At 68.5% G+C, this 22,076-nt stretch carries 21 protein-coding genes; 14 read left to right on the top strand and 7 right to left on the bottom strand.

Annotated elements, in window-relative coordinates:
• Positions 1–132 precede the first annotated feature (132 nt).
• Positions 133–708, top strand: coding sequence for an SDR family NAD(P)-dependent oxidoreductase (locus HEB94_RS00245; RefSeq protein WP_192748083.1), 576 nt, complete (start codon positions 133–135; stop codon positions 706–708).
• On the opposite strand, the gene HEB94_RS00240 is transcribed toward HEB94_RS00245, so the two are convergent.
• From HEB94_RS00240 to HEB94_RS00225, 4 genes are all read right to left on the bottom strand, one after another.
• Positions 705–1,391 carry a nitroreductase gene (locus HEB94_RS00240; RefSeq protein ID WP_337917406.1) on the bottom strand — a complete coding sequence of 229 codons (687 nt, stop codon included), beginning with the start codon at positions 1,389–1,391 and terminating at the stop codon, positions 705–707. The two genes, HEB94_RS00245 and HEB94_RS00240, sit on opposite strands and share 4 nt — an antisense overlap.
• Positions 1,388–2,005, bottom strand: coding sequence for a TetR/AcrR family transcriptional regulator (locus HEB94_RS00235; protein WP_192748082.1), 618 nt, complete (start codon positions 2,003–2,005; stop codon positions 1,388–1,390). The genes HEB94_RS00240 and HEB94_RS00235 overlap by 4 nt, the downstream gene beginning before the upstream one ends.
• 268 nt (positions 2,006–2,273) lie before the next feature.
• On the bottom strand, positions 2,274–2,993 hold the full coding sequence (locus HEB94_RS00230) for a hypothetical protein (protein ID WP_192748081.1): 720 nt from the start codon (positions 2,991–2,993) through the stop codon (positions 2,274–2,276).
• A 149-nt stretch (positions 2,994–3,142) separates the two neighbouring features.
• Positions 3,143–3,337, bottom strand: a complete 195-nt coding sequence (locus tag HEB94_RS00225; protein WP_192748080.1) for a sigma factor — start codon at positions 3,335–3,337, stop codon at positions 3,143–3,145.
• A gap of 192 nt (positions 3,338–3,529) precedes the next feature.
• Between HEB94_RS00225 and HEB94_RS00220 the strand changes: the two genes are divergently transcribed.
• Together HEB94_RS00220 and HEB94_RS00215 are read left to right on the top strand one after the other, a co-directional pair.
• Positions 3,530–3,817: a protein kinase gene (locus HEB94_RS00220; RefSeq protein ID WP_192748079.1), complete on the top strand. Its 288-nt coding sequence runs from the start codon at positions 3,530–3,532 to the stop codon at positions 3,815–3,817.
• On the top strand, positions 3,796–4,392 hold the full coding sequence (locus HEB94_RS00215) for a protein kinase domain-containing protein (protein WP_337917404.1): 597 nt from the start codon (positions 3,796–3,798) through the stop codon (positions 4,390–4,392). Before HEB94_RS00220 ends, HEB94_RS00215 begins: the two co-directional genes overlap by 22 nt.
• 31 nt (positions 4,393–4,423) lie before the next feature.
• Here the strand turns inward: HEB94_RS00215 and HEB94_RS00210 are convergent, their stop codons facing one another.
• Positions 4,424–5,548, bottom strand: a complete 1,125-nt coding sequence (locus tag HEB94_RS00210) for a sigma-70 family RNA polymerase sigma factor (RefSeq protein ID WP_192748078.1) — start codon at positions 5,546–5,548, stop codon at positions 4,424–4,426.
• Positions 5,549–5,730: 182 nt separating this feature from the next.
• On the opposite strand from HEB94_RS00210, the gene HEB94_RS00205 reads away from it, so the two are divergent.
• Positions 5,731–6,843, top strand: a complete 1,113-nt coding sequence (locus HEB94_RS00205; RefSeq protein WP_192748077.1) for a hypothetical protein — start codon at positions 5,731–5,733, stop codon at positions 6,841–6,843.
• A 28-nt stretch (positions 6,844–6,871) separates the two neighbouring features.
• Here HEB94_RS00205 and HEB94_RS00200 read toward each other — a convergent pair whose 3' ends face one another.
• Positions 6,872–8,350 (bottom strand): aminotransferase class I/II-fold pyridoxal phosphate-dependent enzyme, encoded by a 1,479-nt coding sequence (locus tag HEB94_RS00200; RefSeq protein WP_192748076.1) that lies wholly within the window; start codon positions 8,348–8,350, stop codon positions 6,872–6,874.
• 109 nt (positions 8,351–8,459) lie between these two features.
• Between HEB94_RS00200 and HEB94_RS00195 the strand changes: the two genes are divergently transcribed.
• Both HEB94_RS00195 and HEB94_RS00190 read left to right on the top strand, forming a co-directional pair.
• The gene (locus HEB94_RS00195) at positions 8,460–9,578 is read left to right on the top strand and encodes a Gfo/Idh/MocA family protein (protein WP_337917403.1); all 1,119 of its coding nucleotides are present in this window, start codon (positions 8,460–8,462) and stop codon (positions 9,576–9,578) included.
• Positions 9,579–9,730: 152 nt separating this feature from the next.
• Positions 9,731–10,099 (top strand): cupin domain-containing protein, encoded by a 369-nt coding sequence (locus tag HEB94_RS00190; RefSeq protein ID WP_192748075.1) that lies wholly within the window; start codon positions 9,731–9,733, stop codon positions 10,097–10,099.
• A 69-nt stretch (positions 10,100–10,168) separates the two neighbouring features.
• Here HEB94_RS00190 and HEB94_RS00185 read toward each other — a convergent pair whose 3' ends face one another.
• A complete protein-coding gene (locus HEB94_RS00185) occupies positions 10,169–10,885 on the bottom strand; it encodes a class I SAM-dependent methyltransferase (RefSeq protein WP_192748074.1) in 717 nt (238 codons plus the stop codon).
• A gap of 74 nt (positions 10,886–10,959) precedes the next feature.
• On the opposite strand from HEB94_RS00185, the gene ilvY reads away from it, so the two are divergent.
• From ilvY to HEB94_RS00145, 8 genes are all read left to right on the top strand, one after another.
• Entirely contained in the window at positions 10,960–11,844 is an 885-nt protein-coding gene (ilvY, locus tag HEB94_RS00180; RefSeq protein ID WP_192748073.1) for an HTH-type transcriptional activator IlvY, read from the top strand.
• A 61-nt stretch (positions 11,845–11,905) separates the two neighbouring features.
• Positions 11,906–13,165: an IS701 family transposase gene (locus HEB94_RS00175; protein WP_192748072.1), complete on the top strand. Its 1,260-nt coding sequence runs from the start codon at positions 11,906–11,908 to the stop codon at positions 13,163–13,165.
• A 242-nt stretch (positions 13,166–13,407) separates the two neighbouring features.
• Positions 13,408–15,384 carry an ABC transporter substrate-binding protein gene (locus HEB94_RS00170; RefSeq protein WP_192748071.1) on the top strand — a complete coding sequence of 659 codons (1,977 nt, stop codon included), beginning with the start codon at positions 13,408–13,410 and terminating at the stop codon, positions 15,382–15,384.
• A gap of 228 nt (positions 15,385–15,612) precedes the next feature.
• A complete protein-coding gene (locus tag HEB94_RS49970; RefSeq protein ID WP_238361367.1) occupies positions 15,613–17,397 on the top strand; it encodes a pyridoxal phosphate-dependent decarboxylase family protein in 1,785 nt (594 codons plus the stop codon).
• A complete protein-coding gene (locus tag HEB94_RS00160; RefSeq protein WP_238361366.1) occupies positions 17,306–18,829 on the top strand; it encodes an alkaline phosphatase D family protein in 1,524 nt (507 codons plus the stop codon). The genes HEB94_RS49970 and HEB94_RS00160 overlap by 92 nt, the downstream gene beginning before the upstream one ends.
• Before the next feature lie 393 nt (positions 18,830–19,222).
• The gene (ligD, locus tag HEB94_RS00155) at positions 19,223–20,173 is read left to right on the top strand and encodes a non-homologous end-joining DNA ligase (protein WP_192748069.1); all 951 of its coding nucleotides are present in this window, start codon (positions 19,223–19,225) and stop codon (positions 20,171–20,173) included.
• 90 nt (positions 20,174–20,263) lie between these two features.
• Entirely contained in the window at positions 20,264–21,160 is an 897-nt protein-coding gene (locus HEB94_RS00150; protein ID WP_192748068.1) for a DUF6454 family protein, read from the top strand.
• Positions 21,161–21,225: 65 nt separating this feature from the next.
• A complete protein-coding gene (locus HEB94_RS00145; RefSeq protein WP_192748067.1) occupies positions 21,226–22,074 on the top strand; it encodes an ABC transporter ATP-binding protein in 849 nt (282 codons plus the stop codon).
• Positions 22,075–22,076 lie beyond the last annotated feature (2 nt).

Raw genomic sequence — 22,076 nt, 5'->3', positions numbered from 1 at the left:
CCACCGGTGCCCGAGCACGCTCCGCCCGACCGCTCAGGTCGCCACAACCCAGCCGGGACTGGTCCGAACTCGGCGGCGCGGAAGGACTTCGGACATCTGTACCAGAAGTCGGCAACCTCGGGAGGAGGTGCGATGGAGCTCGCGAATCGGGTGATCGTGGTGACGGATGGAGGCGCCGGCGCGGGCCAGGCCCTGGTGGCGCGGTTCGCCCGGGAACGCCCGAGTCGTATCGCCGTGGTCGACCGAGATGGCGCGGCGGCTCGGGCCGTCGCCGACCGGGTGGGTGGTTCGGCGATCGTCGCAGACCTGACCAGTGAGGCTGAGGCCGCGCGAGTGATCAGGCAGATCGAGGCTCGGCACGGCGCGATCGACCTGTTCTGTGCGAACGGCGGAGTCGCGGCGCCGGTCGAGGGTGGGAAGGCCCAGCACGGCGGACGTGAACGCTGGCACATCCTCGGCGTCCTCTACCACGGCCCCGGAGATCGCCTCACCTTCCTGCGCCGCGTTGTCGAGACGCCTCGGATCGGCGGACCCGGCGAGGGCGACCGGCGTCTGCTCGGTCCAGGGGGCAGAGCCCTTGACCCGGCGAGGGTCGCCGACATCGTGGTCACGGGTCTGCGCGCCAACCGGTTCCTCGTGCTGACACGGCCGGAGAGCAAGGAGCGAGCGCTGCTGCGGGTCACCCACCCCGACGGCTGCCCCGACTAACTCTCGAGGAACGTGACCGTCTCATGGAGTGGCGCACGGCCGGTACGGGCGTAGGCGGCCGTGACGTCCTCGTACCCGATCGACATGCCGCAGTAGAGGATGAGCCCGCTCGGCGGGGACAGGACTTCCGCGACGGTCCTGCGATACACCGACCATGCCATCTGCGCGCAACTGTGCAGCCCTTCGGCGCGGAGCAGCAGCATCACGGTCTGCAGATACATTCCAACGTCAGACCACTGGGGCGGGCCCATGTCGCGGTCGATGTAGCAGAACAGGGCGGCGGGCGCTCCGAAACACTCCCAGTTATCGGTGGCGGCCCTGCGGCGCGCGTCCCAGTCCTCGCGCGAGATACCGAGCGCGCCGTAGCGTTTCTCGCCGAAGTCGGAGCGGCGTTCGCGGTAGGGAGATTTCAGGTCCGGCGGGTACATCTGGAACTCCGGCTCGTCCCAGGGGTCGCCGTCGGCCGCACGCTCGCCGGTGAGCTTCTTGAGCTCGGCTAGGGGCTCGCCGGTCAGCACGTAGGCATGCCACGGCTGGAGGTTCGATCCGGATGGCGACCACGCCGCGGCCGACAGCACGCGCTCCAGCACCTCCCTCGGGACCTCCCGGTCGGTGAATCTGCGCACCGCCCGTCGGCTCGTGACCGCCTCATAGACATCCATGGTGGCTGTTGCGTCAGTCACGAGCCTGCCTCCTTGTCGCTGTCGGGGCGGATCGCGCCGTAGAGCACCGTGTCGACGGTCGCGCGGAGCAGATCGGCCACGGTGTAGTTGAGCTCGCGCGGCACCTGCGAGTTCAGCAGCCGCTCCAGCGCGCCGCGGGTGATCTCGCCCAACAGTTCGGGCGGCGCCGACAGCAGCCCGCGCCGGTGCCCGTTCCGGAACAGCTCGTCGAGCCGCTGGTAGACAACCGCGTCGATGCGCTGTTCCACGCGTTGGCGCAGCACCGCGTCGCCGCGCCCCAGGGCGAGTTGAGCCGCGCCGATCCGCCCGAGCGCGCTGAACGCCGCGAGCAGGAACCGCTGCACCTGCTCGCTGAACGGCGTGTCCTCCGGGTTCTCGGCTGCCGTGATCAGCGTGCGTTCTATCGCCGCGAACTGCCGGTCCACCACCGCGGTCAGCAGGCTGTGCTTGTCGGGGAAGTGGCGGTAAATCGTCTTCTTGCTCATCCCCAGCTCACGGGCGAGATCGTCCATACTCACCCGCCCGGGACCCGGCGATAGGAACAGCCGGCTGGCCGCCTCGACGATCAACTCCTGGCGCCTCATGGAAACTGGAGAAACTATCTGGGTTTCCATAGTTTCCATAGTTGCTCGCGACCCATCCGAACGCAAGGCACCCTGGCAGGCGGCGCATGCGGATCACCGCCGATTCCAACGTGACGACCTCGCGGGGCGGGTGATGAACCTCGCGAATCGGGATCATGGTGCTCAGGGGGTGTTTCGACGTGTGCCGCCCCGTGCCGGCACACGTCGAAACACCCCCAGGTCAAAGATCAGCCGAGCAGGTCGCACGCCCGCGAGGATTTGTGGGACAACGCGGGACGTGCGGTGCTGTTCGGCAGGATCAACCGGCCATCCGGTTGATCGACGCGGCCGCGATGCCTTGCATGTAGCTGGGGTCGTCGGTGGGCTGGCCGGAGAGTTCGACGATGCCGAACCTGTGACCGCTACGGATCACCGCGACGCCACCGGCAGCCTCGCCGTCGCCACTGAAGCTCGGGTACCACGTACCTGTGCCACCCCTGACGGTGAGCGAGTGTCCCTTGCCGTAGTACCAGTGGCCGGCCGGCTCATGCTGGCAGCCGCGCACCAGATTGTTGAGCTTCTTCTCGTACGAGGCTGCCGCGGCGTTGTCAGCACTCTCCGCGATGGATTCGATCAGCAAGAAGTCGCTGGTGTCGAAGGTCCAGATCTCCTCGGCGTAGGCGCTGGCCTTCCCTTTGGTCAGATCCCGCATCGTCTCCTCACCAGAGCACGCGGAGAGAGCCTGGGTCCCGGTCGTCCCCACGGTCGCGCTGACCGGGCCCAGGCCCGTCTGGTAGAAGTCGTCCTTCTGGAGCAGGTTCCCGGAGCCGAGACCGGCTCGCGCGGGAGTGGCGGTGAGGGGCCCACTCGGCGAGGACGCGGATGCCGTCAGGCTCGCAGAACCCGTGTCCGCGTTGGCGGCGGCGAATCCGCCGAAGCCAATCGCGATCAGAGCGGCCGAGGCGCCGACGGTGGCTGCTACGCCCGCGGTACGACCGCGACGCAGGAACTTCTTGCTGGCTGCTTGATTGCTGAACATCTCATCCCCTGTGTGGTCACGACGCGGTGTGGTCACGACGCGGTGTGCGTCTTCGTACACCTGGGGAGATGCGGGACTCGGCAGAATTGTTGGGTGGCAATTTCGACGTGATCGGTGTGAGCCGGCTCACCTCGGCTGCGGGATATAGGTCAGAGCTGGGTGAGGGCCGCGCCGATCGAGCGGTAGGTGGACCGGGCGGCGTTCGAGGCGATCACTGTCACCCATCCGAGGAACGAACCTCGTCCGGCGTACTCGTGCAGATGTGTGCTGATGGACAGCAGCGCGTCCTGTGCGGCCTCTTCGGCGTCGGCGTGATGCGGAAGGAACCTGGAGCAGCGGCGCATGACCGTGGGTTGGAGCCTGGCAAGGAGACGGTCCAGGGACGCCTGGTCACCGGCCTGGCGGAGGCCACGAGGTCTGCGAGCTCGTCGTCGTTGGGCACCCTGCCGCCTCCTGTTCTCCCCTGACCCGACTCCGGCCTGGCCGTGCCGCGCCGGAGCCTGTCGCCCCGCACCTCCGGCACAATGGTGCCCGCCATGCAGAAGCTGGGTCGTTACCTCCTCGAGGACAGGCTGGGAGCCGGGTCGTTCGCCACCGTCTGGAGAGCATACGATCCCGAACTCGACACGAACGTCGCGGTCAAGGTGCTGGCGGACAACTGGGCGTCGAACGCTGATGTACGAGAACGGTTTCTCGCGGAGGCGAGACTGCTCCGCAGGATCGACAGCCCCCGGGTCGTCAAAGTCCACGACGTCGGCGTGCGGCCGGCGTCGAGGAGGAGGTTGGACGGCTTGATGTCGCGGTGGATGACGCCGGTGTCATGAAGCACCTGGACGGCGTAGCCGGCTTCGGCTGCCAGGTGGAGCGCCTCCGCGGGCCGGCAGTGCCCGATCTTCTCGGCCAGCGTGCCGCCACCGCCGTCCTCGTCGCGGACCTCGGCAGCGCGAAACAACTCGCGGACGCGTCGGGGCTGACCGTGACGACGGGCACTCCCGCCTACATGGCACCCGAACAGGCCTTCCAGCGCGGCGGGTTCGATGGTCGAGCCGACGTGTACGCCCTCGGTGTCGTGGCCTTCGAGCTGCTGACCGGCCACAAGCCCTTCGGTTCGGCAGGTCGCGCGACCATCACGACGGCGCCGGCGTCGACGGCCTCGCTGCCGAGGATCCCCAGGGACCTGGCTGTTCCCATCGGCATCGACACCCTCCTTCGTGCCGCGCTGTCCGTGGATCCCGCGCAACGACCACCGACGGCGCAGGCGTTCGCGGATGCCCTCCTGTCACGTGGGGGAGGGGCGTGGGTGCCGGCCAGGTCCCGGCGACCGGCACCCCTCCTCGTCTGGCTCGCGGCGATCGTCGTGTTCCTGGTGACAGCGATGCTGACCTGGTTGGTCCGCTGAAGCTCGACCTTCGTCCGATCCAGGTCGAGTCCTAACGCGGGCGGAGCGAGACCTGCTGCGTCTCGGCGTTCGCCTCGACCACCTCGACCCGCAGCGGCTGCCCCACCGTCAGCACCTCACCGGGATGCCCCACCGAGGCGCCGAGGTCGCGGACGTGGACCAGGCCGTACGCACCGCCGATGTCCACGAACGCGCCGAAGGGCACCAGCGCGTGCACGTGCCCCGAACGCACCTCGCCCGGACGCAGCCGGCCGATGACCTCCCGGCGGCGCAGGGACTCCTCGTCCTCCCCGTCACCGGGTGCCGTGACCAGCACCCGTTCCCGTTCCAGGTCCACCTCGGCGACCAGGCACTCCACCTCCTGACCGATCAGGATGGTCGGGTCGTCCCCGCCTTCGCGTTCCCGGTCCCCGCGCCGCAGGACGGCGGGAACGCCGATGTCGACGATCCAGCCCCACCCGCCCGGCATGACACCCGTCACGTGCGCGGTGACCAGCGTGTCGCTTCCCCGCAGCGGAACAGCGTCCCGCAACATCTCGATCTTCATCGGCCTGTCCTTTCCGGTGAGAAGTTCAGTGACATCCAGCCATTCCGACCCACGCGGCGCGAGCTCCTCGAACCGGCCGCGCAGCGCCGCCAGACCTCGGTGGACGTGCCGCGCGACCGTGCCCGGGCTCACCCCGAGCGACTCCGCGACCTCCGCCTGGCTCAGCCCGGCCAGGTACCGCAGCGCGACCGCCTCCCGCTGCCGGCGCGGCAGCTCCCGCAACCCGGCGACCAGGGCGACCCGCAGCACCAGCTCCTCGGAGATGTCGGGGACGACGCTCGAGCCCCGCCCCCCAGGCCCGTCCACGCCGAACGGGCCGCCGGCCAGATCCTCCGAGCCCCCGGACAGGTCCAAGACCCGCTCGCGTCGGCGTACGACGTCGATGGCGAGGTTCGTGGCCACCCGCAACGTCCAGCCCGTCCGGTATGCGGGCGCGGAGCCGATCCGGTCCCAGGCGGAGTAGGCCCGGGTCATCGCCTCCGCGGCCACGTCCTCCGCCGCCGAACGGTCACCAAGAATCCGCGCCGCCAGGCGTACGGCACGGGGAAAGAGCTCCTGGAAGGCCGCGGTATAGGCGGCTTCCCGCTCCTCGTCCCGGCCACCTCGCATCGTCGTCATCATCTGATACACGTGCGGGCGGCCCACGTCGATGACACGAGCAGGAAAGTCGTCGCGGGCCGCGCCCGACACCGGCCGCGCGGCTCGGTCCGGACGTTCTTGATCAAAAAGGGCCCTTGTGCCTCACCCGTGGGAGATCCTGGTGTGAACGGTTGTGCCTCTTGGGGGTGGCCATGGGACTGGTTCGCTTCCGACACTTCGACGTCACGCCGCGGGACAGGGCGCGTTCGATCCGGCCAGAAGACATCACGCTGCGATGTGACCAACCGCTGGAGGTCTCGCTCGCGGCGACCATCCGACACAACGCGCTCGCCGTCCGGTACCGCGGACCCAAGCTCATGCGTCTGGTCACCCGCGAACTCGCTCTGGCCATGACCCTCTTCGACCGCGACCGCGTCGGGGCTCCGGTGACCAGGAACAGCGCCTTCGCCGAGTGCTCACCCCACATCCGAAGGTTCACCACCGAGGTCGTGGCTCTGGGCACGTTGACGGCCGCGGTCGAGCGGGCCCACGGACGAGCGGGGCACGTCGCACACTTCGACGCGCTGCCCTCAGACCTGCAGCAGCTCTACGCGGGCGGGGGCAGAGGGATCCGACCCGACCTGCGGTTCGCCTTTCCCGGAGTGGTCGTGGCCGGTGAGGCCCGTGGGCGAGACGCGCCGGCTCCGAAGAACACCCTCACGACAGCGATCCAGCGCCGACGCCTGACCGAACTTCTCACCTGGTCGCGTTCCCAGCGCGCCGACCAGGTCTGCATGGGATGGACCTGGGTGCAGCCGACCGGTACGACGGTGGACTTCTTCAGCTTCCCGCCACCGGCACCAGCCGCGTTGTCCGGCCGCGCGCGGACGCAGGTGAAGGCCGCTCTGTCCGCACACCCGGCCGGTCCCGGTGACGCACCACCGTCCCCTTCGGACCGCGACGCTGTCTCGACCGAGGAGACCAACCCGCGAGCGGTTCTGTTGGACCGGGTCACCAGCGAGATCGAACGGCAGTACCTCCAGACGGCTCCCGGGCCGGTCCCGGGACTGGAGCTGCCGTGGCGGGGGGAGTGGGTAGACATCCCGTCCCCCTACGGAGACGCGCTCACCGCACGCATGCTTTTCGCCGTCAACGGGGCCGAACGCCGGACCTGGCGTACGGTCGCCGCCCGGCACAGATGGGCGCAGACAGCCCAGGAACGCGCGCTCGACATCGACGCCGACGGGCGCACGCTCGTCGCCATCGACTGGGAGCCGCGCTCCCCACAACTGGCCGGAGAGGAAGTACGGGCAGCTCTCTTCTGAGGCCCGACCCGAGCCTCCCGTCCTGCGGCTACGTCGTCACCGCGACGACGGGTACGTCGCGGTGGCCCTCGGCGTAGACCTCCCACGCCCGCGCGAGCCGCTGGACGCCGGCGACCAGTGCGCTCCGCGGCACCGCGTACGGCAGCCGGGTGTGGTCGTCGGCGACGCCGCCGGGGGAGAACGCCGTGCCTGGCAGGATCGCCACCCCGAACCGCAGCGCCACATGGGCGAAGTTGGTGACCGAGTCGGTGGGGATCCGCACCCACAGCGAGGCACCCCCACGCGGAGTACGCCAGGTCCAGTCCGGCAGGTACTCCGACAACAGCGCGGTGAGGTCGGCGAGCCCTCCGGCCAGCTCCTGCCGCCGGATCGCCTGCGCCTCCTCCACCCGGTCCAGCAGGTGCACGGCGATCAGCTGGCTCACCAGGGACGTGCCGAGGTCGGTGATGCCCTTCATCCGGGCGAGCCGGGAGATGACCTCGGGCGCACCGCGGATCCAGCCCAGCCGAAGCCCACCCCAGAACAGCTTGCTCATCGACCCGATCGTCAGCAGCCGCTCGGTCTTGGTCAGCCCGGCCAGCGGAATCGGCGGCGACCCCTCGATCAGCGTGCCGGCGAGCGCCGTGTCGTCGACCACCACGACCTGGCGCCGCTCGGCGAGACGGGCCAGCCGGCACCGCCGGCCGTAGGCCAGGACCGCGCCGGTCGGGTTCTGCACCGTGGACTGGACGTAGATCAGCCGCGGCAGCCGCTCCCGCACCAGCTCGTCCAGCCGGTCGACGTCCATGCCGTTGTCGTCGCAGGGGACCGACCGGATCCGGCAGTTGGCCAGGCTGAACGCCTCCAGTGCGCCACGGTAGGTGGGTGCCTCGGCGACGACGCTGTCGCCGGGCTGGAGGCAACCGTGAGTGATGAGTTCGAGGGCCTGTTGCGCACCACTGGTGACGAGAATCTGGTCGGGGGTCGTGGGTACGCCGCCGCGGGTGTAGGTCGCCGCGATCGACTCCCGCAGCGCGGGGAGCCCGCGCGGCTGGTAGCCGTGGTACGACGTGCCCAACTCGGCGTACTCGCTCATCGTCAGCGTCGCCGCCACCTCGGGCACCAGGCGCAGGCACGGCAGCGCGGCGGTGGAGAAGTCCAGCGTCGGGACCAACGTCGGAACGGGCCCGTTGAGGAACTGCGCGCCGGCGTGGTCACCGCGCAGGGCACTGGCCGAGACCGTCTCGCGTTGCGCCGGACGTCCGGAACTGCTCACCCGCGTGCCACTGCCCTGTCGGCGCACCAGCTTCCCCTCGTGGTGGAGGGTCTGGTACGCCGCGACGACGGTGGTGCGGCTGACCGCCAACGCGACGGCGAGCGCGCGTTCGGAGGGCAGCAGCGCGTCGGGTGGGATCTCCCCGAGGTCGATGAGTTCGCGGAGCCCCTCACTCAGCCGGCGGTGCAGTGGGCCGCTGCGCGCACCGGACCCGAGCAGCATCCGGGCGAGGTGATCCGCGCTGAATCTCACCGTTCAAGGAAAGTCCAATTTCGAAGGTTTGGCTATAGCGACCAGACACCGTGATCGGCACTGTTGAACAAATGCCCGGAGTTGGCCTGTCGAGCAAGGAGTGGGCTTCGTGGTGAACCACATCACCTACCAATTCGAATACGAGGATCGCATCCCGGTCGCGTTCATCGGCGCGGGCGGTCACTCCTATCGAAACGTCTATCCGTCCTTCCAGTACGCACCTGTCGATCTGCGCGCCGTCTGTGACATCGACGCCAAGCGGGCGCAGGACTACGCACGCCAGTTCGGTGCGGCCCGCTCCTACTCCAACCATCACGAGATGCTGGAGAAGGAGAAGCCGGAAGCGGTCTTCATCGTCACCTCCTACGCCGAGGACGGCAGGGTCCAGGCGACCGACCTCGCCCTGGACTGTCTCGAGGCCGGCGTCCATGTCTGGATGGAGAAGCCCACCGCCGCCTCGGTGACCGAGATTCGCCAACTCCAGAAGGCGTCCGTCGCGGCGAACCGTTTCGTGATGACCGGGCTCAAGAAAATCTTCACCCCGGCGATGGAACGCACGAAGCAGATCATCTCCTCGCCGGAGTTCGGTGACGTCTCCTCGGTCACCGTGCGCTACCCGCAGAGCCTCCCGCCGTTCGAACAACGCCACGACCTGCGTGCGATGCGGGGCTTCCTCGACCACATCTACCACCCGGGCGCGGTCCTGCACTACCTGATGGGCGAGGTGAGCAGGTTCAGCTACGAGTGGGAGCCCGTCTCCGGCGGGACCACCGCCTCGCTGCGCTTCGCCTCCGGCGCGATCGGCACCCTGAACCTCGCCGCCGGCAGCTCCGCGACCAGCCCCCTCGAACGCGTCGAGGTGATCGGACAGGGCGCCAACATCGTGGTGGACAACAGCGTCCGGCTCACCTACTACCGACGTGGCGCGCGGCTCGGGTACGGCCGGTCGCCCTCCTACGTCGTCGACGAGGAACACGCACCGCTGCGCTGGGAGCCGGAGTTCTCCCTCGGCCAGCTCTACAACAAGAACCTCTTCTACCTCGGGTACGTGCCGGAGATCCTGCACTTCTGCGACAGCGTCCGTACCGACACCGCACCGACCAAGGGCACGCTGGACGACGCGCTCGCCATCATGCGACTGTTCGAGGCCTACCGGACCGTGCCCGCCGGCACGGCGGTGGACCTGCCGCTGGACGAGAAGCTCCCCGACCAACCCGATGCCGACTGACCACACGCTGACTCACCGAACGCCGACTCACGAAACATCGACTCATGAAACACCGACTCACGAAACGCCGATTCACCACACGCAGACTGATCACACGCAGACTGATCACACGCTGACTCAGCACACGCTGACCAACGAAACGGAGACGCCTGATGCCGGACCTGGCCACGGCCCTCGCCCGTACCCACACCCACGAGACGGAGAAGACCGACTGGGGACGCCTTGTCTGGATGGTGTCGGGGAAGCTCGGCAACTCCACGACGATGACGCTGGGCAGGTGCTATATCGAGCCAGGAATGGAGAATCCCCGGCACTACCACCCCAACTGTGACGAGATCCTCCACGTCCTGCAGGGAACGATCGACCACAGCTTCGACGACGAAACCGTACGGATGAACGCCGGCGACACGATCAGCATCCCGCAGGGCGTGTTCCACAACGCCCGCAACGTCGGCACCGACGTGGCCATCTTCGTCATCTCCTTCTCCACCCCCGACCGTCAGGTCATCGGGGAGAACTGAGCCTGCCCGCTCCGGTAGCCCCCTGCCTCCCAGGGGGCTACCGTCCCAAATGTGCCTGAACGGCCGCGACTAACGGCGGCGGCAGACGAACTCGCCATGCGTCGGGGCGGGGAACGCACGGGAGAGGATGTCGAAGCCCGCTTGGTCCAGCATGCCCTCCAGGATCCAGGCGTAGGTGGAGAACTCCTCGCGCACGTGCGCCTCGAAGTCGGCCCTGGTGAAGCCCTGCCCCTCGGGGCGTGCGGCGGTGGCGATCCACCGGTGCAGGTGCTCTGCGGACTCGGCTGGCTCGAAACTGAAGATGACGTCCCACAGGTAGAAGGTTCCGCTCGGACGGAGCATGGCGGCGGCATTGAGGAGGGCTTGCTGCTTCCAGAAGTCTGGAAGCTGGTGCAGGGCCGACCTGGTGGTCACGACGTCCGCGAGCCGGCCGCGATGGTCGTAGTCCAGGAATCCGGCCCGGTGCCAGTGTGCGCTGACATCAGCCCGTTCCGCGGTGGCCTCGGCAAAGGCGAGCATCTCCTCCGAAACGTCCACGCCGTGCGCCTCGACCCCGCGTCGCGCCGCCTGAACCACCAGGGAGCCCGTGCCGCACGCCAGGTCGACCAGGCGCGTGCCGGCGGTGACGCCGAGACGGTCGAGCAACGCGTCGTCAGCGTCAGGATCGGTGCCCTGGTTGCGGTCGTAGGCAGAAACGGCCGCGGGGCTGCCCAGATCGACGCCGACGGGTTCGTACTCGCGGAAGGACCATGCGGGGCGCGGGGTGGTGGTGTCGCTTCGTGGCATGACCCATTAGTAGGGTCCGTGCCGTTCAGGCGGCAACCGCAACATCTGCAGCATGGCGTTCCGGAAGGTGAAAGATGCAGGACCACGACCAGTACCGGCTTTTCCTTCACTTGGCCTCCTCGCTGAACTTCACCCGAACCGCGGCAGACTGCCACGTCAGCCCCGCCACGTTGTCTCGGACCGTGCAGCGGCTGGAGGCCGCTACCGGGCATCGCCTGCTCGACCGCGGCCCGCACGGCGTCGCGCTGACCGAGCACGGCCACCGCTTCCGCACCTACGCGACCGGAGCCCTGGACCTGTGGGACCGCTACTGCGACGACGACCTCGCAGAGGAGGGGCTCAGCGGCCACCTACGCGTGTTCGCCTCGGTCACGGCCTGCCAGGGCCTCCTGCCCGACCTGCTTGCACCTCTGCGAACATCCCATCCACGCGTTCAGATATCCGTCCGGACCGGTGACGCCGCGGCCGCCCTCGCACTCCTCGACGAAGGCGAGGCGGATCTCGCCGTCGCGGCCCTGCCCTCCCGTATTCCGGCCACTCTCCTCGCCCGCCCCGTTGCTCGCACCCCCCTCGTCCTCGTCCGAGCCGACCCACCCCGATCAGGCGAGCTTCTGCCGGCTCCCGACGAGCCGTTCGTGCTCCCCCGGCAGGGCCTGGTCCGGGAGATCGCCAACCGGTGGTTTCGCCGCCTCGGCATCACACCCCGCATAGCCGCCGAGGCCGACGGACACGAAGCCCTGCTCACCCTGGTCGCGCTCGACTACGGCACCGGCATCATCCCCGACCTTGTCCTCCAGCACTGCAGCCTCCGCCACCGACTCCACGCCGACTCCACCGCGTCCAGTCCCGGTGAACTCACCATCGGCGCGTGTATCCGACGCACCGATCTACGCCGTCCCCTGGTCGCCGCCGCCTGGTCGGTCACCGGGCTCGGTCGCCCCTTACGGCCAGCGCACTAGTAGTACTTTGTTAGGTGTGTCGTTTCGTGTTCTGTGGTTGATGTTCTGACATGGTCGGTGCATGACTCCTGATCAGATAGCGGAGTTGCGGCCGAGGCTTGGCGAGTTCGCAGCCGACATGCTGGGTTGTCTTGCGCGTTCGGATCAGCGTGCCACGGGTGAGTTGTATCTGCGTGGCCTGTTGACTGATGGTCGGCGTAAGTCGATGCAGCCGATGGCGGAGCGGCTGGGTGTGGATCATCAGCGGTTGCAGCAGTTCGTCACCTCCTCGACATGGGATTTCACCGCGGTGCGGCGCAGGTTGAGCTCGTGGGCTGCGCAGGCGATTGGGCCGCGGGCATACGTGATCGACGACACCGGATTCCCCAAGGACGGGCCTGCCTCGGCGTGTGTGGCCTGGCAGTATTCCGGGACGTTGGGCAAGACCGCCAACTGCCAGATCGGGGTGAGTGTTCACGCGGTCAACGACACCTGCTCGGCGGCGGTCGACTGGCGGTTGTTCTGCCCGGAAAGCTGGGACGACAAGGCCTGGGATGATCCTGAGCAGGCCGAGAAGGTCCGCCGGAAGCGAGCCGAATCCAAAGTCCCTGACGACGTGAGGCATGTCGAGAAGTGGCGGCTCGCGCTGGACATGCTTGATGAGCAGACCGAATGGGGGTCGCCGAGGCTTCCCGTCGTTGCCGATGCCGGATATGGGGATTGCACCAGGTTCCGGCTCGGCGTGGAAGAACGTGGTCTGGACTATGTGGTCGCACTCAAAGCCGGCACCAGCGCCCACCCCGGCGAAGCGGAGCCGGTGAGACCGCCACGTAACGGTGGTCGTGGCAGACGTCCCAAGCCCCACTACCCGAAGCCGGCATCGAGTCTGCGCGAGATCGCCATGGCGGCCGGCCGCGATGCCTACCAGGAGGTGGCGTGGCGGCAGGGGACCAGAAAAACGAAAGGTAATCCGAGTGCTGCCATGACCTCGAAGTTCGCGGTGTTCGTGGTACGTCCGGCCAACCGCGACATCCCTCGCGCAGACGATGGGACCTTGCCGGCGAAGCTGCTGCTGGTCGAATGGCCCGATGAGGCGAACGAGCCTACCGACTACTGGCTTTCTAACCTGCCTGCCGACACACCGATCGATCAGCTCGTCGACCTGGCAAAGATCCGGTGGCGGATCGAACATGACTACCGCGAACTGAAAACCGGGCTCGGACTCGACCACTTCGAAGGACGCTCCTGGACCGGCTGGAACCGCCACGTCACACTCGTCGCGATCGCCCAAGCTTTCTGCACCATGGTCAGACTCGACCCAAAACAGGATGCGCCGGCCTGAGCTTGTACGCAGTCGTACACGAGCTACAAATCGTGCTCGCCCTCATCGCCGGCGCATGCCCCACCTGCCGACAAGAAGTCACCATCGACCACATCGAAGCACTCGCCCCACCATGATCGACATGACAAAGTCCTACTAGATGCCATTTCGGCGGTATTGGCTATGGAAGCGATCCCAGCGCACCGTCACAGTGCCTTCCAACGGAGAACGACAACCCCACGGCACAACATGAGGTGGAGCGCATGACGCTCAACGGTGGAAAGCTACCGCGACGTGGATTCCTCGGCCTGGGTGGTGCGGCCGCCTTCCTGACCACGGCGTCCCTCACCGGGTGCGACCTGTCCACCGCCCCCAAGCGGGCCGGTGAGGACGGCGCCGAGAGCGGGCGGGACGCGAACGCCAAGGAAGCGCCGATGCTCGCGAAGCTGGTGAAGAGCGGCGACCTTCCGCCACTGGCGGAACGGATACCCGCCAAACCGCTCGTGATCACCCCGACCGAACGTCCCGGCGTCTACGGCGGCACCTGGCACACCGCCCTCCTCGGCGTCGCGGACGCGGTGTGGATGGACCGGACCATCGGCTATGAGGGCTTGTTCCGTTGGGACCCGGACTTCAAGAAGATCATTCCCAACGTCGCGGAGTCCTACGAGAAGAGCGAGGACGGCAGGACGCACACCGTGCGGCTCCGCCAGGGCATCAAGTGGTCCGACGGCCAGCCCTTCACCGCCGATGACGTCGTCTTCTACCAAAACGACCTCGTCAACAACCGCGAGCTCTCACCGTACGAGCCGGACAACCCGGCAACCGCGGAGAAGGTGGACGACCACACCGTCAGGTTCGTCTACGAGCATCCAGACGGCCTCTTCCTCATGCGGCAGGCCGCCAGTTCCGGCACCTTCGTCCGCTTCCCCAAGCACTACCTGCAACGCTTCCACAAGAAGTACAACCCCGACATCGACACCCTCGTCCAGCAGGAGAAGGCCGGGGACTGGATGAAACTGTTCGGGTCCAAGGCGGGCTTCGGTGTCGGTACCGGCGAGGCGTACATGAACCCGGACTGTCCCACGCTGTACGCCTGGCGGACCGTCCAGCCGCTCGGGGAGAGCGGCACCCGCGCAGTCGTCGAACGCAACCCCTACTACTGGAAGGTCGATCCGGACGGTCGGCAGCTGCCCTACCTCGACCGGGTCGACTTCTCCATCGTCGGCGACGCCGAGGTGATGTTGCTGAAGGCGATGGACGGCGACATCGACATGCAGAACAGAACCATCGGCAAACCGAAGAACAAGCCTGTTCTGTCCCGCAACCGCGAAAGCGGCGACTACAAGTTCTTCGAAACCGTGCCCACGTCGATGAACACCACCGTCATCGCGTTCAACCTCACCCACAAGGACCCGGTCAAGCGGGAGGTCTTCAACAACAAGAACTTCCGGATCGGCCTGTCCCACGCGATCAACCGCGAGGAGATCATCAAGATCGTATTCCAGCGGCAGGGACAGCCCTGGCAGATCAGCCCACGCAAGGAGTCGGTCTTCTACAACGAGCGGCTCGCCACGCAGTACCTCGAGTACGACCCCGACCTGGCCAACCAGTTCCTCGACCGCGCCGGCTACACCCAGCGCGACTCCGCCGGCTACCGCCTCGGCCCGTCCGGGAAACGGATCTCGGCCCAGGTCACGTTCGTCACCTCCTGGACGCCGCAGTGGGCCGACGTGGCCGACCTGCTCAAGCAGTACTGGAAGGCCGTCGGTGTCGAGATCAGCCCGCAGGCACAGGACCGGTCACTGTGGCTCGAACGCTCCGAGGCCAACGAGTTCGACATCCAGATGTGGGAGGGCGAACTCGGCCTGGACGCCGACGTGCTGCTGCGCCCCATGTGGTACCTGCCGATCGACGGGACGATCACACCCGGCCCACCCTGGCGCGCGTGGTACAACTCCCGCGGCGCGACCGGGCAGAAGCCGCCCGAGGCGGTGGCCCGGACGCTGGCGCTCTATGACCAGGTCAAGTCCGAACCCGACGAGGCCAGGCAGCAGGCCCTGATGAAGCAGATCCTCGAGATCGACGCCGACATGTTCTTCGTGATCGGTATCAGCCTGCCGATGAACGGCTACGGCGTCGTCAAGAACAACTTCCACAACGTTCCGAAGACGATGCGCGACTCGGTGACCTGCCTGACCCCGGGCATGACCCGGCCCGAGCAGTACTTCATCGAGTAGGCCTCGACCGACGCGCGGGCCCACGCGCGCGGACCAGCCGGCGCGGCCGGGGGATCCAGGTCCCTCGGCCGCGCCGGGCGCCGGCCCGCGGCCGCGGCGAAGATGTCATTCGCCCACACCTGAGGCGTTCGCTTGGCGGTCATCCGTGCCACTGGCGCTGGCGAGGATGGTGGTGATCCACCTCCCACCTGGTCACCCTGAGCACCCCGAAAGTCGGCGTGTAGACCCATGAGTCAGTTTCCCCTGGAGCCCGGGCGCGCCGAGATGGCAGAGATGGGCACCCTCGTCCTCGACCATGTCCTCGACTTCGTCGCCGGACTCCGTGACCGCCCGGCCAACGGAGTGGCCGATCGCGACACGGCGACGCTGGTGCGGGAGTTCCTCGCTCCGCCACCGGAGAAGCCCGGCGACCTGAGAGAACTCCTGGACCGGGTCGACCGAGCCGTCGACCACGCCCACGAGATCGCCGGCCCCGGCATGATGGCGTACGTGCCCGGCGGCGGCCTCTACACCGCCGCGCTCGCGGAGTTCTACAACCGCGCCACCAACCGTTTCGGCAGCCTCGCCTTCCAGTCACCGGCACTGTCGGCGCTGGAGGAGAGCGTGTTGCGCTGGGCGGCCCAGGACGTCTGCGGGCTCCCCGCCGGGAGCACCGGCCTGCTGACGAGCGGCGGATCCATGGCCACCTTCTCCGCGGTCGTCGCCGCCCGCCACGCCCACCTGGGTGAGGACCTGCGGTCGGGAACCCTCTACATCACCGAGTCCACCCACCACTCGGTGGCCAAGGCCGCCCGACTGGCCGGCATCCCCGCGCGAGGCGTCCGGATCGTGCCCAGCGACGACGACCTGCGGATGGACGTCGACGCCGCGGCGGCAATGATCCGAAGCGACCGCGCCGCCGGGCTGCACCCCTTCCTGCTGGTGGGCTCCGCCGGCACCACGAACACCGGCTGCGTGGACCCACTGCCCGCCATGGCCGACCTGGCGGAGCAGGAGAACCTCTGGTTCCACGTCGACGCCGCCTGCGGAGGCTTCTTCCGGCTCACCAACCGCGGCCGCCGCCGACTGGCCGGCACCGAGCGCGCCGACTCCGTCACGCTGGACCCGCACAAGTCCCTCTTCATCCCCTACGGCACCGGCGCCCTCGTCGTCCGCGACCCGGCCACCCTCTACGCCGCCCACGCGGGTGACGCCGGCTACCTGCAGGACATCGGCACCACCGACGGGCTCCCGACCTACGCCCGGATGGGGCCGGAACTCTCCCGCGAGGTGCGCGGCCTGCGCGCCTGGCTTCCCCTGCACCTGCACGGCGTCACAGCGTTCCGGGACGCACTGGAGGAGAAGCTCGACCTTGCCGAGCATGCCCACGACAAGCTGTCGACCGTCCCCGCGTTGGAAGTCCCGTGGCGGCCGGAGCTGACCACCGTGGCGTTTCGGGTCCGCCCCCGGGCCACCGGGACCGCCGCCGCCGAGGAAGCCGACCGGGCCACCCGCCACCTGCTGGACCGGGTCAACGCCTCGCGGCGGGTGCTGCTCGCCAGCACCGTCATCGCCGGCAGGCAGACGATCCGCCTGTGCATCCTCGTGCACCGCACCCACGGCGACCGCGTGGGCGAAGCGCTCGACCTGATCACGGCCGCGGCAGAAGACCTCTGGGGTCCATCGCTCCGCGACGACGAGGGATCAAACCCCGGGACCCGACGCCCCCGGAGCCGGTCACGCATCGTGAGATGCCGAGCCCGGCCGGCGAACACTGATCTTCACCCGGGAGTCACCCGGCTGCGGCCTGCCGTCCAGCCGCTCCGCCCAATCTTTCCGGTTGGCGTTACCCCCACTACCGGAGGATCACATGGTCACGCGTGGCCCATCCCTGTCCCGGCGACGGTTCCTCGGCTACGGCGGCGCCGGTGCCGCCGCGGTAATGCTCGGCACCGGGGCGTTCACCGAGAACATCGCTTCCGCCGCCCGCCTCAAGGGCGCGAACCCCTTCACCCTCGGCATCGCCTCCGGTGATCCCACCCACGACGGCGTGGTGCTGTGGACCCGGCTGGCCCCCGACCCGTTCGCGGCAGACGGCGCCGGCGGCATGGAGCCGAAGGCGGTGCGGGTGGAGTACGAAGTGGCCACCGACGACCGGTTCCGCAAGATCATCCGCCACGGTCGGGCGGTCGCGACCCCGGAACTCGGCCACTCCGTGCACCCCGAGATCAACGGCCTGGCTCCCGACCGCGAGTACTTCTACCGGTTCCGCACCGGCGGCGAGATCTCCCCGGTGGGCCGCACCAAGACGACCCCTCCGCCCTCGTCCTCGCCGAAGGAGCTGAACTTCGCGTTCGCCTCCTGCCAGGCCTGGCAGGACGGCTACTACAACGCCTACGCCCACATGGCCGAGGAGGACCTCGACCTCGTCGTCCACCTCGGTGACTACCTCTACGAGTCCGGCGTCGCCAACAACAAGCGCGGCGTGACCGTCGACCCGAAGTTCGCCACCGAGACCTTCGACCTCGCCCGGTACCGGCTGCAGTACGCCCTCTACAAGTCCGAGGCGCCGCTGCGGGAGGCGCACGCCCGCTTCCCGTGGATCGTCACGATCGACGACCACGAGGTCGAGAACAACTGGGCCGGCGACCTGTCCCAGGCCGACAACGAGCCTGACCAGGACCCCGAGGTCTTCAAGCAGCGCAGGGCCGCCGCCTTCCAGGCGCTGTATGAGAACCAGCCGTTCCGGCACGCGCAGCTGCCCTCCGGCCCGGACATCCGCCTGCACCGTCGGCTCAGGTACGGCAAGCTCGCCGACTTCACGATCCTGGACACCCGCCAGTACCGCGACGACCAGCCCTGCGGCGACGGCTCCTCCGCCGACTGCACCGACCGCCTCGACCCCAACCGGACCCTGCTGGGCGAGGAGCAGTTCAACTGGCTGGTGGACGGCTTCTCGAGCTCCCGCGCCCAGTGGCAGGCCATCGGCAACCAGGTCGCGATGGGCCAGACCGACCAGGACCCGGGCCCGGAGACGCTGGTGTTCCTCGACCCGTGGGACGGCTACGTGGCCGACCGCAACAAGGTCCTGGCCGCCGCCGTCGACCGCGACGTCCGCAACCTCGTCGTGATCACCGGTGACCGGCACCAGAACTACGCCTGGGACCTCAAGAAGGACTACGCCGACCCCGACTCCCCGACGGTGGGCAGCGAGTTCGTCGGCACCTCCATCACCAGCGGTGGAGACGGGGCGGACATCGACGACGGTGGCCGCACCTTCCTCGCCGCCAACCCGCACATGAAGTTCTTCAACAACCAGCGCGGCTACGTCCGGGTGAACGTCAACAAGGACCGTTGGCGTTCGGACTTCCGGGTCGTGCCCTACGTCACCCGTGAGGGCGCTCCGGTCAGCACCCGCGCCTCCTACGTGGTCGAGGACGGCGTCCCCGGCGTCCAGGAGGCCTGAGCCCTCCCGGCCGTTCCTACCACCCAGGCCCTTCGCGTCACGGGCCTGACGGCGTACACGATCCCGTGGCCCCACCACCCGGCGGTGGGACCACGGGATCGCTTCGTCCGGAGAACCCGGGCGGAATCCCAGGTGGATGTTCACGGTGGTTCACTCCGGGGTCACCGCGACGTGACCTTGAACGCGAGTTGTTCGACTCCCCGTCCTCCCGCGGCCCACGATTGCCGCCGAGGCCCGACTGGTAGAGGCGACCAGGCCTGTGCGCGGTCATCTCCGGGCCCGCCTGGTCGAGATCATCGATGCTGGGCCCTCGATGTGGGCCTCCCCGTCGGCGGTAGCCCATAGGCTCGGGGTGATGACGTCAGAGGCGAACGGCGAGGCGAAGGTGGCCTGATGAGCGGCGGCGAAGAGCGGGACGGTGTCTCGCTGACCAACCTCGACCAGCCGCTGTTCGACGGCGCCGAGGCGACCAAGCGGGACCTCGTCGACTACCTCGACGCGGTTGGTGACCGCATCATCGCCGAGCTCGCCGGCCGGCCGCTGTCGGTGATCCGGGTGCTGCGCGGTCAGAACCCCTTCATGCAGAAGAACGTCCCGAAATACACCCCACCGTGGGTGCGCACGATCAAGATGTGGGCGGAGAGCTCCAAACGCGAGGTCTCCTACGCCCTGTGCGACGACCGCCGCACGTTGTTGTGGTTCGCCAACCAGCGGGCCATCGAATACCACCCGACCCTGATGCGGGTCGAGCACCTGGACCGCCCGACTTACCTCGTGATGGACCTCGACCCGCCAACCCCCGACGCGTTCCACCTCGCTGTCGGCGCGGCACGGCTGGTCCGGCAGGCTCTGGCCGACGCCGGCATGGACTCCGCGGTCAAGACCAGCGGCTCCAAGGGGCTGCACGTCTTCGTCCCACTCACCGAGGGCGCGACGACCTGGGACGTCGCCGCCGCCACCCGGGCCGTCGCCGTGCGAGCCGAACGGCTGGACCCTGCCCTCGCCACCACCGCCTTCATCCGGGAGGACCGCGAGGGCAAGGTGTTCCTCGACTCCACCCGGGCCGGCGGGGCGACGGTGGCCGCCATCTACAGCCCACGCATCCGCCCCGGCACCCCCGTGTCCTACCCCGTGGGCTGGGACAACCTGGACGACGTGACCCCCGCCGACTTCACCATCCACTCGGTGCCGGAACTGATCGGCGACCGTGACCCGTGGGCCGACCAGCTGCCCGAACCGCAGCGGATCAGCTCCGACCTCATCGAGGAAGGCCACACCATCCCGGTCGCCCGGGTGCAGGCGATGCACGAGGGCAAGCGCCGTGCCCGCGCCCGCCGGACCTGACGAGCCGCCGAGCCGCCGAGGGGCCGCGCCGACGGGCAGGCGAGAACCCGCGACGACCGCGGTCGACCGACCGGCGGGAGAGGAGTCCGCGTGACCGACAAACAGGCCCTCCAGAGGTCCGGACCGGCGCCCGACGACGACTCCGTCACGGTCGCGTTCGCGCGAACGACCCGCTCGACACCCTGGCGGCTCGCCGCCAAGATCCCCTTGCGCTTCCCCACCCACCACCCGCAGGGGATGACCCTCGTCGGCGACCGGATCGTGCTGTCGACCGTCGAGGTGACCCAATCCCCGGTGCGCCAACCCGAGCCCGTCGACGGGCACGACCGCACCCCCGGCAGCGGGATCGGACACCTGCTCGTCCTGGACCGGCAGGGAAACCTGCACAAGGACGTCCGAGTCGGCGCCGACACCATCTACCACCCCGGCGGAGTCGACTTCGACGGTGAGACGGTGTGGGTGCCGGTCGCGGAGTACCGTCCGAACAGCCGCGCGCTGGTCTGCCGCTTCGACCCCCACACCTACGACGTCACCACCGCGTTTGAGGTCGCCGACCACGTCGGCGCGATCGTCCGCGACCGCGTCACCGGCGACCTGCACGGCATGAGCTGGGGCGCCCGCACCCTGCACACCTGGACCCCGGACGGCAGCCTGCTGCGCAGCCGGGCGAACGAGGACCACCTGATCGACTACCAGGACTGCTCCTACGCCGGCTGGCGCAAGCAGATCTGCTCCGGCATCACCGTGCTACCCGGCCCCGACGGTCGCCGCCACGAACTGGGCGGGCTCGCTCTCCGCGACCTGCGCGACGACCGGATCCTGCACCAGATCCCGTTCCCACACTTCTCCACCGCCGGTCACGTGCTGACCCGAAACCCGGTCGCGCTCGAGGTCGTCGACGACACCCTGCGCCTCCTCGCCGCACCCGACGACGGCGAGGACCCGGCCGGGACCGAGCTGTTCGTCTACGAAGCCCGTACCAGCTGAGTGGACGAATTATCGGCCCAGCGGCCTTGACCCTGACGCTACGTCAGCCCTCCATGCTGACTGTCATGAGCTTCGCTTCGACAACCAATCAGGTCCAGGGTCCTGCGATCCACGTACAGGGCCTTGAGAAGTCCTACAAGCAACTGCAGGTGCTGCGCGGCGTGGACTTCGAGGTGGCGAGGGGCAGCATCTTCGCCCTGCTCGGCTCGAACGGGGCGGGCAAAACCACGGTCGTGAGGATCCTGGCCACGTTGCTCAGGGCCGACACCGGGACTGCCCGAGTCAACGGCTTCGACGTCGCGAAGCAGGCCGCCGGCGTACGCGAGTCCATCAGTCTCACCGGGCAGTTCGCGGCGGTCGACGGGATCCTCAACGGGCGGGAGAACCTCGTCCTGGTCGCCAGGCTGAGGCACCTCAAGGACCCGGGCGCGATCGCGGATGACCTACTGGCGCGCTTCTCCCTGACCGAGGCCGGTACTCGGAGGGTCGCGACGTACTCCGGTGGCATGCGCCGCCGTCTGGACATCGCGATGAGTCTCATCGGGAATCCGTCGGTCATCTTCCTTGACGAGCCGACGGCCGGACTGGACCCGGAGGCGCGCATCGAGGTGTGGCAGGCCGTCAAGAAACTCGCTGAGGGCGGCACGACCGTGCTGCTCACGACGCAGTACCTGGACGAGGCCGAACAGCTCGCCGACCGGATCGCGATCCTCCACCAGGGTCGGATCATCGTCAACGGCACCCTGGCCGAGCTCAAAGCCCTGCTCCCGCCCGCCCAGGCCGAATACGTGGAGAAGCAGCCCTCGCTCGAGGACGTCTTCTTCGCAGTCGTCGGCGAAGCCGGCGAAGACGACCCGAACGGCGACACCGACAAGGGCAGCCAAGACCGCCTGACCATGTCGACCAAGAAGTAAGG

The sequence above is a fragment of the Actinopolymorpha pittospori genome, from assembly GCF_014873875.1.
GTDB classification, from domain to species: Bacteria; Actinomycetota; Actinomycetes; order Propionibacteriales; family Actinopolymorphaceae; genus Actinopolymorpha; species Actinopolymorpha pittospori.
Note: the sequence above shows the minus strand (reverse complement) of the source record. Positions and strands in the feature narration are given on the sequence as shown.

Excerpts from the sequence above, each read along its gene's own strand:
- HEB94_RS00245 (WP_192748083.1), top strand. The coding sequence starts at position 133 with ATGGAGCTCGCGAATCGGGTGATCGTGGTGACGGATGGAGGCGCCGGC.
- HEB94_RS00235 (WP_192748082.1), bottom strand. The coding sequence starts at position 2,005 with ATGGAAACCCAGATAGTTTCTCCAGTTTCCATGAGGCGCCAGGAGTTG.
- HEB94_RS00230 (WP_192748081.1), bottom strand. The coding sequence starts at position 2,993 with ATGTTCAGCAATCAAGCAGCCAGCAAGAAGTTCCTGCGTCGCGGTCGT.
- HEB94_RS00225 (WP_192748080.1), bottom strand. The coding sequence starts at position 3,337 with ATGCGCCGCTGCTCCAGGTTCCTTCCGCATCACGCCGACGCCGAAGAG.
- HEB94_RS00220 (WP_192748079.1), top strand. The coding sequence starts at position 3,530 with ATGCAGAAGCTGGGTCGTTACCTCCTCGAGGACAGGCTGGGAGCCGGG.
- HEB94_RS00210 (WP_192748078.1), bottom strand. The coding sequence starts at position 5,548 with ATGCGAGGTGGCCGGGACGAGGAGCGGGAAGCCGCCTATACCGCGGCC.
- HEB94_RS00205 (WP_192748077.1), top strand. The coding sequence starts at position 5,731 with ATGGGACTGGTTCGCTTCCGACACTTCGACGTCACGCCGCGGGACAGG.
- HEB94_RS00190 (WP_192748075.1), top strand. The coding sequence starts at position 9,731 with ATGCCGGACCTGGCCACGGCCCTCGCCCGTACCCACACCCACGAGACG.
- HEB94_RS00185 (WP_192748074.1), bottom strand. The coding sequence starts at position 10,885 with ATGCCACGAAGCGACACCACCACCCCGCGCCCCGCATGGTCCTTCCGC.
- ilvY (WP_192748073.1), top strand. The coding sequence starts at position 10,960 with ATGCAGGACCACGACCAGTACCGGCTTTTCCTTCACTTGGCCTCCTCG.
- HEB94_RS00175 (WP_192748072.1), top strand. The coding sequence starts at position 11,906 with ATGACTCCTGATCAGATAGCGGAGTTGCGGCCGAGGCTTGGCGAGTTC.
- HEB94_RS00170 (WP_192748071.1), top strand. The coding sequence starts at position 13,408 with ATGACGCTCAACGGTGGAAAGCTACCGCGACGTGGATTCCTCGGCCTG.
- HEB94_RS49970 (WP_238361367.1), top strand. The coding sequence starts at position 15,613 with ATGAGTCAGTTTCCCCTGGAGCCCGGGCGCGCCGAGATGGCAGAGATG.
- HEB94_RS00160 (WP_238361366.1), top strand. The coding sequence starts at position 17,306 with ATGCTCGGCACCGGGGCGTTCACCGAGAACATCGCTTCCGCCGCCCGC.
- ligD (WP_192748069.1), top strand. The coding sequence starts at position 19,223 with ATGAGCGGCGGCGAAGAGCGGGACGGTGTCTCGCTGACCAACCTCGAC.
- HEB94_RS00145 (WP_192748067.1), top strand. The coding sequence starts at position 21,226 with ATGAGCTTCGCTTCGACAACCAATCAGGTCCAGGGTCCTGCGATCCAC.